The sequence below is a fragment of the Akkermansia sp. JRP_AM1 genome (assembly GCF_049262625.1).
Lineage (GTDB): Bacteria > Verrucomicrobiota > Verrucomicrobiia > Verrucomicrobiales > Akkermansiaceae > Akkermansia > Akkermansia massiliensis.
In genome coordinates, this window is sequence record NZ_CP118234.1 from 3,018,326 (window position 1) to 3,030,903 (window position 12,578).

Consider the following 12,578-nt stretch of genomic DNA (forward strand, 5'->3'; position numbering starts at 1 on the left):
ATCCGCCATGAAACAAGCAATAACGCTTTTCCTGGGCGCCTGCGCCCTGCTGGCCGCCGTCCTTCCGCCCGGCTCACGGGCGGAAGGGGTCATTACGCTTAAATCCGGGGAAAAACTGCCGGGCAGCCTGGACACGCTGGACAGCCCGTACCTGAAAGTCCGCTCCAGCATTCTTTCCAAACCCGTGGATGTCAACCTAGAGGAGCTGGACGAGCTGGTTTCTTCCCGTCCGCTGGAGATACCGGAGCAGTTTTCCGTCATCAGGCTCGCCAACGGGGACGAGTTTTACGGCACCCTGAAGGCGCTGGATACGGAGAGCCTTCAACTGCAAACCGCGTGGGGCGGCCTGCTTCCCGTCAACAGGAAGTACGTGCGGCACATCGGGTTCGACTCCCAGAAAGCCTACCTGCGCAACGCGACGGAATCCCTCCAGGGCTGGAAGTCCTCCGCCAACAGCATGCTCCCGGAATGCCGCAACGGGTACTGGATCATGCGCGGCTCCAACAATACGGAACTGCAAACCTCCTTCCCCATGCCGTCCCGCCTCCATGTACAGTTTTCCCTTTACCATACCAATACGTTCCGGATCAATCTCTCCCTCTGGCAGGACTCCAACTCCGGAAGCAGCATTGACCTGGGCCTCTCCCTGGAAAAGGCGGAGCTCTCCAAGAATAGTTCTGGCCAGTACCGGACGCTGGGGAGGGTCAAAAGGAACACGGAGCGGAACTGGTATGCCGACAAGAGCGTCAAGCGTTCCGACGTTCATTTTTACGCCGACCCGGAAAAAGGCAATTACTACCTATACGTCAACGGAGAACAGGTTGGCCGGTGGGAGGAGGTCAAGGACATGGACAATATCTTTGAGAATGAAAGCGGGGACGATGAGGAAGAAGACGGGGAAGCCTCCAAAAAGCATGAATTCAAACCGGGCAATACTCTTGCCGTGAGCGGTTACGACGGCTTGAACATGGCCGTGTTCAACCTGAACGTGTTTGACTGGAACGGCGCCCTCCCCTACCTGGCGGAGGAACAGGACATCATTTCCAAGTACGACACGGACGCCTCCAGGGACAAGGCCCTGCTGGTGAACGGAGACGTGCTCCGGGGAGCCATTTCCCTCCAGGAAAACGGCTCCATCCGCATCAAGTCGGACCACTATGACGTGACCATCCCCACCGCCAAGGTGCGCGCCTTGGACCAGAAAAGCCAGGAGGAGAAGAAACTGCCGGAGGACGGCGCGGACACCCGCGTTTTCCTGACGGACCAGAGCATCCTTTCACTGAACCTGGAGACCCTCAGGAACGGCTTCATGGAAGGGCGTTCCGCAGCGCTGGGAAAAGTCAGAATCCCGCTGAAATCCATCCGGAAAGTCCAGTTCAACCTGCAAAGCCCGGAGCTCCGGAAGCAGAGGGAAACGCCGTTCCGGAACAGGTAAAGGCGCGCCGCACGCGTTTTAGCCAATCCGGTTCCCGGGAGCGTTTAAGAGCGCATGCGTCAATGCTCCTCCATTTCCTCCGCCCGCCGCACGGCGCTTTTCACCGCCTGAATCCAGGCATTGCGGAATCCGCATTCGTCCAACGCGTTCAGGGCGGCAATCGTGGTGCCTCCGGGGGAAGTCACCTCATCCCGGAGCGCCATGGGATGCTTCCCGGTCTGTTCCAGCATGAGGGCGGAGCCCCGCATGGTTTCCACGGCCATTTCCAGGGCGGTTTTCCTGGGCAGTCCCATGGCTACGCCGGCGTCCGAAAGAGCGTCCAGCACCGTAAACATGTAGGCGGGCCCGCTGCCGGAAATGGCGGAAACAGCGTTCATCCTGGCTTCCTCCACCTTGTAGACGGAGCCGCAGCCGGAGAGCAGCCGCCGGGCCGCCTCCTCATCTTCATCCGTCACGGCGGCTCCCGTGCTGTAGGCGATGACCCCGGCCAGCACCATGCACGGGGTATTGGGCATGGCGCGCACGATGCGCGTTCCGTCGCTGGCGCAGGCTTCCATGTCATCCAGGGAGATGGCGGCAGCGATGGAGATCAACAGCGGCAGCTCCTCCCCGTTCGGAAAGGGAGGAAATGAGGGAAAGTACGCCGTGCGGCTTAACGGCCAGAATCAGGGCCTCCACAGCGTCCGCCGCATCCGCCTCCGTGGCCGCTTCATGCACGCCGGGGTATTCCTGCTGAAGGGCCTGCACGTTTTCATGGTGGTGGTCGTACACCCAGACTTCCTCCGGGGACACCGCTCCGGCTTTCAGCATGCCGCGCAGGAGGGCGCCGCCCATTTTTCCCAGTCCAATGATACCTGTTTTCATGGTTGATGATTTTCTTGCGGTCAAAAATATAAACGGTTTATAGAAAATAAAGATATTAATTACAACCTGTGAAAGTGAAAGATAAACTTTTGCACCTGTTTCCTCCAGCTTTCAGTGGCAAATTATTCGTAAAAATTGTAAACGGTTACGCTCCAGTCTATTCCGCCTGATTTACTTTGCAGAAGCAGCCTTCCACATGGTCGTTCACAAAGCCGGCCGCCTGGAAAAAAGCGTAGCACATCGTTGAACCGAAGAATTTGAAGCCTCTCTTTTTCATGTCTTTGCTCATGGCGTCAGATTCGGGAGATGTGGCGGGGATTTGGCTTAGGGTCTTGAAATTGTTAACAACAGGCTGACGGCCGGGGAAGAATGAAAGGGCATACTGGTAGAAACTGCCGAATTCTTTCTGAACAACCATAAACAGTTTCGCGTTATTGACTGTGCTATTGATTTTCAAACGGTTTTTGACGATTCCATCAAATTGCATCAACCGGTCGATGTCTTCCGGCGTCATTTGCGCTACTTTCTCCACATCAAAGCCATGGAAGGCTTCCCGGTATCCTTCGCGTTTCCGGAGGATAGTAATCCAGGCTAAGCCTGCCTGGGCGCTTTCAAGCACCAGAAATTCAAACAAGGTTTTGTCGTCGGTAACGGGTTTGCCCCATTCTTCGTCATGGTATTTTATATATAGTTCGTCTGTTCCGGCCCAACCGCAACGTGCATTGATGATGTCTTCCATACTTTTCCAGGTTAAAATTCCTTTTTCCTGAACAGCCATGCGGCCAGCGTCATGTGAAAGACGAAGTACCCCAGCGTAATCAGGGCCAGACTGCCGAACAGGGAAAGGGGAATGGTCTGCCCGTTCAGGGCGGAATCCGTTACGGAATAAATCTGGAAATTCGGAAAGATGAGGGCAAACAGCCTGCTGCCCGCCATTTCCCACCAGGAGATGCCTCCCGTTCCGGAGCCCACCCACAGGGAGAGCGCCTGCGTCTGGAACAGCCCCGCCAGATAGACCATGAACGTCAGCAGCGCGCTGATGATGGTTCCGTTCGTCATGCAGGACATCAGCAGCGTGAGGGAGGAGAGGACCACGAATTCGCACATCATGACGCCCAGGCCCGTCTGCACGTTCCAGGTAGCGCCCTGGAGGCGGATTCTGTCCAGGTACGGCTGCATTTCCTCCACCGTATAGCGGCCTTTCAGGGAGGCGATCTGCTCCGCCACCACCGTATCCGTCCGCAGCCACAGCACCAGCGTCATCACGGCGTCCATCAGCAGCACGGCGATCAGGGTGAGGGCCAGCACCCCCAGCACCTTCCCCATCAGGTAGTCGATGCGAGGAACCGGCTTGCACAGGATGGTGTACAGGATGCGGTCTTCCGCGTCCTTGGGGATAATCAGAGCCGTGGCCGCCACGCAGAAAAAGAGGCCGAACACCCGCATGGCGCCGTAAGCGGAGTTTTTCAGCAGAACGAGTTCATTGATTCCCCCGGTTTCCGGCCCCAGCACCGCGCTCAGGCGGAAGGAGCTCAGGGCCAGCAGAGCCACGGCAAAGAGGCCCAGAAAGAGAAACACCTTCATCCGCACGAGCTGCGTGAAGGTGGTACCGGCGATTACGGCCATGCGCCTGGGCGAAGGTATATAACCGGAGGTAATCCATGCCATGCGGACCATCTTGCCGTATTCCGGAACAAATAAAAGAGCTTTTTATTTCATGTGCTGAACTCCTTCCGCCTTGAAGAAGCTTCCCTCCCGTGTTCTCATGGGGCGCGTATGAGTCTACGATCCCAGTTGGAAGAATTGCTTCCGGAACTTTTGCCTTCCGACCCGGCCCAGGCCATCAAGGGGACCGAACTCATCCGCCTGGTGCGCCTGAGGCTGGGTGAGGAGTATTCAGACGCCTCCCTGCGCTACCATTTCTCCTTCATGGCCTCCGAGCCGGACTCGGAAATCGCCAAGGTGGAGCGCGGCCAGGGCTATTACAGGCGCGTTCGGGACCGGGACGGCAAACCGGCGGCCAGGGGGCTGCTGCCCCTGTTTCTGGGGGAAAACGAACCGGACGCGCTGAACTGCCGCGCCAAGGCGCTGGCCCTGGCCGTGCGCCAGTATGATACCACGGGCCGCGGGGTTTTCGTGTTCAGCACCAGTGAAACGGGAACCTCATGGGTGAAGCCGGACCTGGCCGTCGTGGAATGGCCGGATGGGGAATGGGAGGGGAACGCGCTGGTCTTCGACCAAAGCGCGCTCCAGCGCCGCCGCATGATCGGAGCGCCCATGATGGGCATCCGCAGCGTCTGCGTGGCCCGCATGCCCGGAGGAGAAGACGGCAGGAGGGAGTTTTTCAGGACCCTGGCCACGTCCCGCTGGGCGCAGTGCGGGGAACTGGTCATCGTGGGGGAACTTCCGGATGATTCCGAATGCGCCGCCCTGCGCGGACTGGCCGCCGAATTCGGCGTAGGCGTCGTGTGCCTGGAAATTGCAGACGAACGCCTGTGCGAACTGCCGGGGGCGGAAGAGATTTTCAAGGCAGGGGACGAGGAATGCGCCGCCCTGCTGGCGGAGCTGACGCCCGTGCGCCTGGCTTCCAGCCGCCTGAAGGCGCTGGAGGCCGATACCGGGGAAACCCTGGGCGGGGAATTCGGCGCCCTGTTCGACTGGCTGGCCGCCTGCCTGGAACGCGGCAGCGTGGAGGAATACGAATTCCGGGTTTCCTGTTATTGAATACGGCAGAGAGATTCTTGACAGAACTTGCGTATTGAATTAAAGATTTTCCCGGCCCCAACCCGCCCTCCCCCTGACATGGAACAAGAAACCCTGGTTTACCCGCTTGCGAACAATACCGTTCTGCAAGACAAGTATACGATATTGAATGTGCTGAACGCCGGAGGCTTCGGCATTACGTACCTGGCGCTGGACAATCCCCATTCCCGGTACGTCGTCATCAAGGAATGCATGCCGGACGCCTACGCCTTCCGGGACATGGAAACCGGCTTCGTCCACCCGCGGGACGAACAGGCCGCCGTCAACTTCGCCCAGAGCATTTCCAACTCCCGGCAGGAGGCTTCCGTCCTGGCCCAGCTCAACCACCCCGGCATCGTGCAGGTGTTCGACATGTTTGATGCCAACGGCACCTGCTATTACGTTATGGAAAACATCCAGGGGCAGACCCTGTTCGACCTGATGACCACCATGCACGCCACCGGACAGAGCATGGAGCCGGCACGGGCCACGGACCTTCTGTTCCGCCTGCTGGACATCCTGCACTACCTTCACGCCATGGGAGTTTACCATTGCGACATCAAGCCGGGAAACATCTTCATCCAGCCGGACGGCACGCCCAAGCTGATCGACTTCGGCGCCGTGCGCACCAAGACCCTCCAGCACCAGGGCCTCGTCCAGATCACTCCCGGCTACACGCCGCCGGAATTCTACCCCGGACGCCGGAGCGAAATCGGCCCCTGGTGCGACATGTACGAGCTGGGCGCCACGTTCTACGAATTGCTTACGGGCCAGGTTCCCCACCCGGCGGACCAGCGTTCCGTGGTGGACCGCAACCCGAAGGTGACCAGTTACGCGGCCCTGCGGAAGACATACCCCATGAACTTCCTTTCCGGGATTGACAAGGCCCTGTCTCCGGATGAACGCAGCCGCTTCCATTCCGCCAAAGCATGGAACGATTACATCAACGCCATGGCGGCCGCAGGAACCCTGCAAGCCGGAGGAGTGGCGCGGAAAGCCCTGCCCAAGGCCAGAAAGAAATCTTCCGCAGGCACCGCCTTCGTCATCATCCTTCTCATCGCGGCGGCGGCCGTCTGGATATGCTGGAAGCAGGGCCTGCTTCAATTTTAAATCCTATCCTGACTTTTTATTGTCAAAAACAATAAAAATCGCCTCTGTTATTACAGAAAAAGGGTGATTCCTTCGCCGGGGCAAATGTTATACATTCACTATTGATGAAATTTTATATTGATCAATGCATCATTTTTTCTTAGCCTTTGCCTTCTCATAATGACTATGTTTTCTCGTCCAATATGTTACACCAATAGTAATCGAATTACTATACAATATGTCTGCAAGATTCTCATTCTATTTGTTCTATGGTCGACAGCTGGGGCAGAAGATGCTGAAAACGAAGAAATAGAAGGTCTTAAAATTGTATCGAAGACGGAACTTCATTCCGCAAAATTCAATATGGGAATCAGCAAGGATTCCAAAGAAGATGACCTAAAACGCCAAACCATTGGAGTAGGAGAAACAATCACCATTAGTTTGGAAGCGAAACCAGCCTTGATGGGAGACCCTAAAAAACTGGAATGGATTGTCACGGATGAAGAAGGTGTATTGATTCTTCCTGAAAAAATGAAAGGAATCACATCTTTTGATGCTCAAGCTAAACCAACAGCAGAAAAAAACGGACAGGTTACGGTTACAGTAAAAACAGAAGGGGGATTAGTATCCAAACCATATTCTCTTAAGATTGTCATCCCTGAGGGAGCAAAGGTACAAAAACTCAAGGAAGGCCAGGATACTCCTCCTCAAATTCAGGAACAAATGCCGGGAGTTCCCTTTGCTTCAGCCTGGATGATTATCCAATTAACCATTCATCCTCTTGACGTAAATTTCTCAAAAATGAAAATCAAGGAAATAGACGAAGGATATGTCAATCCCCAGCATAATAAAAACAATCGTCCACCACATAACCCCAATCCCAAGCCCGTGGAAATTCAGCAGACTAACCAGTTTAAGGACGAAATAGCTCTTGATTTGCCGATCACCAAAGATCAATTAAACATTCTGGATAAGGAAAACCCGATGACATGGGGACACAAATGCTGGTTCAGGTTAGTGTCGGCACAATCAAACGGTAATGATCCAGAGTTATGTGCGGGCGTCGCACGTGGTATTATGAATTGCAGTATTTCCAAAACAAATAAGGATATTACAATAGAAATTGATAAATTCCACTCTGAGAAAAATCCGGTTAAGGTACAAAAAACAACCCCTATTCCGAATAATTTAAATAACTGATCATGAAAAGTATTTTTTTCATTTTGCTTGCTCTGGGTATGACCGAACCGATAAACGCCAATCTCGTCAAGATCAAGACCGTTCATCCTGTTCCCGTTAATCCAGAGCCTGCCAAGCTCAATCCTGTCAAGCTTGATCCATTCCTGAAGCCACCGTCATCCTTAAAAAATCTTCCTCCGCGCCCTGAAGAATTCAAAGAATTTGAAAAATTACTCAGCCAGGGCGATATGAAGAGTTTCTATAATACGGCTGAGAAATTATACAGAAAAATCGGTTGTATAAATGAGACTTCCGCCAGTAAAGAAATGATTTCATATCAATTATGGCTCTTCTACTATTTGGGAGCAGCTCCTATTGGTTATCAAGACCTGAGCCATCCTTCTAAGGAAAATATTTCTCCTTTCATCGGTTCCAAAAACGATATTCTACTAAAGCATTGGGTATTTGATTCTATGCTTTTCCTAGATCATTCAAAGATCGCATCAAAACTTGATATTCGAGAAAGGGAGATAAATCTTCTTACTGCATCCTATGCTTCAGCTTATATTAAGCAGTTCCGTTCCGTAGCCAATAACGGATTCAGCGATACATTCCCAACGGAAGACGAGATATTCGGGAAAGAATATATCCGAGGACAGTTTGAAGCACGCAGACGTTACAGTGACATGTATGTCACTGCCCAAAACCGCCAGTTAAGTGCAAAATCTAATCTGGAACGCATGGAAAAACTCTGGATGACAATTCTTATAAAGCATTTTTCCAACAGCAAAGCGGATATTCTTAAATTCATCCGCATGGCAGGGTACCGGGACGGGGAAATGGTAGATCTGTTTGACAGGACGGTGGGCCGCGGCCCAAAGACAGACTTCATCTACAAGGGATTCCGTAAAAACGACTTGCGCTAACACTTCTTTTATCAAAAAACGGAAAATATTTTTTAAATTATTTTTCTTTAGAAAAACAAGGCCGGACGCGTGGATCCGGCCTTGTTTTTTATTCCAGTAGATCGTGAGATTTTTTTACAGGCTTTCCCCGAAGTCCTGGCGGTACTTCGCGGCCAGTTTTTCAGGCCAGTCGCTCTTGGCGCGGAGCTTGCCCATGAAGAAGCGCAGCACGGGCGGTTCCTCCACGAATTCCAGGCCGCCGATCAGGTCGCGGTTGTCGTAGAGCCATTTCATGCGGTCCGCCACGTATTTGACCTGGGACAGCGTGAAGACGCGGCGCGGGAAGGCCAGGCGGAGCAGTTCCACATCCGCCAGAATGTCGTCGCCGTTTTCGTCGCGGACGCTGGAGAGCGTGCCGCGTTCCATCCCGCGCACGCCGGAGGCGATGAAGAAGGCCGCCGCCAGGGCCCCGGCAGGATAGTCCTCCTGCGGAATATGGGGCAGGAAGCGCCCGGCGTCAATATGGGCGCCCAGGCCGCCCGCGGGGGTCACGCAGGGAATGCCCATGTCCACCATCTGGCCGATGAAGTATTCAATGAAGGAGGGGCTCTGGGAAATCACGGTCAGGTCCGTGGTTTCATACAGGCCCACGGCCATGGCTTCAATTTCACGCACGGAGATGCCGCCGTAGGTCAGGAAGCCTTCAAACAGGGGAACCAGGTGCTCCATTTTCTTGGCGATGGAGCGGTCGTTCGTGCAGATGCCGCCGCCGCGGGAGGAGGAAACCTTGCGGGCGGAGAAGTATACCAGGTCCGCCAGGCCGCACATGGTTTTCAGGATGTCAGCGCAGGAGGAGTCCTTGAACTCGTCTTCACGCATCTTGATGAAGTAGGCGTTTTCCCCGATCAGGGAGGCGTCCAGCACCAGCATGATGCCGAATTCGTCGCAAATGCCGCGGATTTCACGCATGTTGGCAATGGAGAAAGGCTGGCCGCCGATTAAATTGGTGGAGGCTTCCATGCGCACGAAGGGAATTTTGTCCGCCCCATGGCGGGCGATGCAGCCGCGCAGCTTGGCGGGGTCCAGGTTGCCCTTGAAGGGGTTGGTGCTGACCGGGTTGACGGCGTCATCCGCCACCAGTTCCTCAATCTTGCCGCCGTTCAGGTCAATGTGGGCGTGCGTGGTGGTGAAATGGTAGTTCATGGGAACCACGTCCCCGGGCTTCACGAAGGTGCGGGCGATGATGTTTTCACAGGCGCGGCCCTGGTGGGCGGGAAGCAGGTATTCCTTGCCGAAGACGTCCCATACGGCCTGCTTCAGGCGGTCAAAGCTCTGGGAACCGGCATAGGCGTCGTCCGCACGGAACATGGCGGCGATCTGGTTGTCGCTCATGGCGTTGACGCCGGAATCCGTCAGCATGTCCAGATAAACGTCGTTCGTGCTCAACTGGAACGTGTTGAACCCGGCTTCCTGCGCGGCTTCCAGACGGCGTTCCACGGGGACAAGATGCAGCTTCTGCACCACGCGGACTTTATGCAGTTCCAGGGGAATTTGTTCCCCATTGTAAAATTTGACAACGTTGGATGGTTCTGAATTCATAAAATAAAAGGTGAATAAAAGTGTAGCAGAATGAGTCCTTTCCGCAACATAAAAGACACCCCGCTTCTTTTTCTCCCCTTCCGGAAAGGCAGGAATGCCGCTGGCAGGAAAAATGTGGAACTTACGGGAGGAAACCCCTAGCGTGAACTCCTATGAAAGAACACTGGAAATTGATTCAACAGCATCTGGGACTGGATGCGGACGGCATCCCCGGCCCCCGGACGGCGCAGGCCCTGATGGAAAAACTGGACATCCGCCAGCCGGAACATTCCTGGCCCAGCCAGGAGGAGGTGCGCTCCGGAAAATCCATCTTCGGCCGGGCGGGGGATGAAAGCAACCTGACCAGCGTCAGGCTGCCCTACATCATGAGACTTGCGTGGGACAGGGACACGACCGTTTCCACCATGCGCTGCCACAAGCTGGTGGCGGAACCGCTCACCCGCATTTTCCAGGCCACCCTGGACCATTACGGCATGGAGAAGGTGCGGGAACTGGGGCTGGACCTGTACGGCGGCTGCTTCAACAACCGCTCCATCATCGGCGGCAAGGCCACGTCCATGCATGCCTGGGGCATCGCCGTGGACATGGACCCAGACAGGAACGGCCTGAACATCCCTGCACCGAAAGCGGTACTGTCCGGACCGGAGTACGCGGCCTTCTGGCAGTTCGTGGAGGCGGAGGGGGCCGTATCCCTGGGGCGCGCACGGGATTACGACTGGATGCACTTCCAGTTCGCCACCCTTTAACCGGTGCGGCTTATTCCGTGCGCCAGCCCTCCTCCCAGCGGCGGCGGAGGGCTGCCCAGTCCAGCCCTTCCCCGCCATGCCCCAGGAAGGAGCGTTTTTTCAGTTCACGGAAGTTTTCTCCGGGCAGATGGAGCAGCTCTCCCCGGTCATAGGCGTCCTGGTCGCACATGCCGTTAAAAACGGGAGTCCATTGCCAGCGGCGCACGCCCAGGTAATTCTTGAACGTATCCACCAGTTCCGTCGTGCAGTTGGCAGTGACGGTGTTGTAGTAACGCGGGCGTTCATGGAGGCTGTTGATTTTCTCCGCAAACCCCAGGAAGGCCTTTTTCAGGTTCTCCCTGTCTATGTTGATGCGGTATAGGTACATGTCCTCCTTCCGGTAGGTGGTGCGCAAGCCGAACAGGTCTTCCTCGTCCGCCAGAATGTAAATCACGTTGAACTGCTTGTAGAGGCCCGGGATGGTCCCCTGCTCCACCCCTTCCGGCAGGCGCGTCTCTACGGACAGGGCCAGATGCTTCCCATCCTCAAAGCCGAAGGAGAGCATGGTATGGGCCACAAATTCCATGCCGTCCCAGTGGCTCACGGCAAAGTCCAGCGTGGCCAGCTTGTCCAGGTCAAAGCGGCGCGTCACGTAGCGCACGTCAAAGTCCTGCTCCGTCCGGTAAACGAAGCTGCGCACGTCCTTCACCAGGATTTCATTTCCGTTGATTTCCACGGCGGGCAGGCGGCTCCATGACGGCTGCCATTTCTTGCCGTTCGTCGCCGGAATGCACAGGTAATACACAAGCAGCAGGGCCAGCACACCCCAGGAGGCGCGCCAGAATACGGGCCGCTTCCTGCGGAAAACAAAAGCGCAGGCCATGGCGGCTACGTAAAGCCATACCAGAACGGCGCCGCCCCATACATTGTAAAACACTACCCCGGCCGCCCACACGGACAGGCCGAACCACGCCGCAAACATCAGGACACGGGCAGCTATCAGGCCCGCATGGCGCAGGGTAGGCAGGTGCATGGAAGATAAAAAGGAGGCCGCGCGTTCCGGTTCATGAAACGCGCGGCCTGTTGGGGGGTTATCTGAAGGAAAGGCCCTTTACCTTGTCTGCCAGGACTTTCAGCACGCGCTGGTGCGCGGCGTCCACTTCCGCAGCCGTGAGGGTCTTGGCCGGGTCCCTGTACAGGAAGGTGTAGGCAATGGATTTGCGGTCCGCCGGGAGCTTTTCACCGGAGGGGTCCGTGAATACGTCAAAGCAGGAGTAGCCGGCGAGCAGTTTTTCCCGTGCGGCTTCAATGGCCTTCACGATGTCCGCATTGGGCGTGGAGAGGGGCAGTTCCATGGCCGCGTCACGGGAGGAGCCGGGGAACTGGGGCAATTCCGCGGCCTTCACGGGCGCGGTGAGGACTTCCTGCATCTTGCGCAGGTCCAGTTCCGCCACGTAAACGGGCTGGTCCAGACCCAGCTCCCGGCAGCGCGCCAGGGACAGGCGGGCGAAGTAGCCGCAGGCCTTCCCGTCAAGCTGCACGTCCGCCCCCAGGGCGGCCTGTTCGCGCGGTTTGGCGGGAGTCAGCGTAAAGCGGTGGCCCGGAGCCAGCGCTTCCATCACGGCCAGCAGGTCTTCAAAGGAGGCCTGTTCCGGCCTGGGGTCCGCCCAGGAGCGCGCCGTGCGGTCCCCGGAAACCAGGATGCCCAGGGTATCCGTTTCAATGTCCCGGCCCTTGCCGCCGCCCGTATTGCGGAAAACGCGGCCAAGTTCAAAGAAGCGCAGGCCGGAGACGCCCTGGTTGCTGTTGCGCACGGCGGCGGCAATCAGGCCGGGTGTGTGCGCGGGGCGCAGCACGGAGTGGTCCTCGCTGAGCGGCAGGGACACGCGGATGAGGTCACCGTCCTGAAGGGGGCGCAGGGGCAGCGCGTCCTTCACCTGGGCAATCGTGCCGTCAGCGGCTTCAGAGGCGATGAGCTTGATGGTCTGGGTTTCATAGAACCCCAGGGCCGCCAGCTTGCGGCGCAGGCCCATCTGGAAA

At 56.4% G+C, this 12,578-nt stretch carries 13 protein-coding genes; 6 read left to right on the forward strand and 7 right to left on the reverse strand.

Annotated features, from left to right (window positions below; genetic code table 11):
* Positions 1-7 precede the first annotated feature (7 nt).
* Positions 8-1,435, forward strand: a complete 1,428-nt coding sequence (locus PVA48_RS14550; RefSeq protein WP_102728811.1) for a hypothetical protein — start codon at positions 8-10, stop codon at positions 1,433-1,435.
* Between the two features lie 59 nt (positions 1,436-1,494).
* Here PVA48_RS14550 and proC read toward each other — a convergent pair whose 3' ends face one another.
* From proC to PVA48_RS14570, 4 genes are all read right to left on the reverse strand, one after another.
* Positions 1,495-2,028, reverse strand: coding sequence for a pyrroline-5-carboxylate reductase (gene proC / locus PVA48_RS14555; protein ID WP_423231956.1), 534 nt, complete (start codon positions 2,026-2,028; stop codon positions 1,495-1,497).
* Positions 1,994-2,299, reverse strand: a complete 306-nt coding sequence (locus PVA48_RS14560) for a pyrroline-5-carboxylate reductase family protein (protein ID WP_423231957.1) — start codon at positions 2,297-2,299, stop codon at positions 1,994-1,996. The genes proC and PVA48_RS14560 overlap by 35 nt, the downstream gene beginning before the upstream one ends.
* Before the next feature lie 157 nt (positions 2,300-2,456).
* Positions 2,457-3,038 carry a DNA-3-methyladenine glycosylase I gene (locus tag PVA48_RS14565; RefSeq protein ID WP_102728810.1) on the reverse strand — a complete coding sequence of 194 codons (582 nt, stop codon included), beginning with the start codon at positions 3,036-3,038 and terminating at the stop codon, positions 2,457-2,459.
* A gap of 11 nt (positions 3,039-3,049) precedes the next feature.
* Positions 3,050-3,967 (reverse strand): ABC transporter permease, encoded by a 918-nt coding sequence (locus tag PVA48_RS14570; protein WP_146018202.1) that lies wholly within the window; start codon positions 3,965-3,967, stop codon positions 3,050-3,052.
* A 108-nt stretch (positions 3,968-4,075) separates the two neighbouring features.
* Between PVA48_RS14570 and PVA48_RS14575 the strand changes: the two genes are divergently transcribed.
* The 4 genes from PVA48_RS14575 (at position 4,076) to PVA48_RS14590 (ending at position 8,235) form a co-directional block, all read left to right on the forward strand.
* Entirely contained in the window at positions 4,076-5,023 is a 948-nt protein-coding gene (locus tag PVA48_RS14575) for a hypothetical protein (RefSeq protein ID WP_022396066.1), read from the forward strand.
* A 78-nt stretch (positions 5,024-5,101) separates the two neighbouring features.
* Positions 5,102-6,151 (forward strand): serine/threonine protein kinase, encoded by a 1,050-nt coding sequence (locus tag PVA48_RS14580; RefSeq protein WP_102728808.1) that lies wholly within the window; start codon positions 5,102-5,104, stop codon positions 6,149-6,151.
* Between the two features lie 159 nt (positions 6,152-6,310).
* On the forward strand, positions 6,311-7,330 hold the full coding sequence (locus PVA48_RS14585) for a hypothetical protein (RefSeq protein ID WP_102733160.1): 1,020 nt from the start codon (positions 6,311-6,313) through the stop codon (positions 7,328-7,330).
* 2 nt (positions 7,331-7,332) lie between these two features.
* Entirely contained in the window at positions 7,333-8,235 is a 903-nt protein-coding gene (locus PVA48_RS14590) for a hypothetical protein (protein ID WP_102728806.1), read from the forward strand.
* Positions 8,236-8,349: 114 nt separating this feature from the next.
* Here PVA48_RS14590 and PVA48_RS14595 read toward each other — a convergent pair whose 3' ends face one another.
* Positions 8,350-9,813 (reverse strand): tryptophanase, encoded by a 1,464-nt coding sequence (locus tag PVA48_RS14595; RefSeq protein WP_102728805.1) that lies wholly within the window; start codon positions 9,811-9,813, stop codon positions 8,350-8,352.
* Positions 9,814-9,965: 152 nt separating this feature from the next.
* Between PVA48_RS14595 and PVA48_RS14600 the strand changes: the two genes are divergently transcribed.
* Positions 9,966-10,559, forward strand: coding sequence for a M15 family metallopeptidase (locus PVA48_RS14600; protein ID WP_102728804.1), 594 nt, complete (start codon positions 9,966-9,968; stop codon positions 10,557-10,559).
* A gap of 10 nt (positions 10,560-10,569) precedes the next feature.
* Here the strand turns inward: PVA48_RS14600 and PVA48_RS14605 are convergent, their stop codons facing one another.
* Both PVA48_RS14605 and PVA48_RS14610 read right to left on the reverse strand, forming a co-directional pair.
* Positions 10,570-11,571, reverse strand: a complete 1,002-nt coding sequence (locus PVA48_RS14605; protein WP_102728803.1) for a DUF4105 domain-containing protein — start codon at positions 11,569-11,571, stop codon at positions 10,570-10,572.
* A gap of 58 nt (positions 11,572-11,629) precedes the next feature.
* Complete coding sequence (locus tag PVA48_RS14610; RefSeq protein ID WP_423232539.1) at positions 11,630-12,571, reverse strand: hypothetical protein; 942 nt, start codon at positions 12,569-12,571, stop codon at positions 11,630-11,632.
* Positions 12,572-12,578 lie beyond the last annotated feature (7 nt).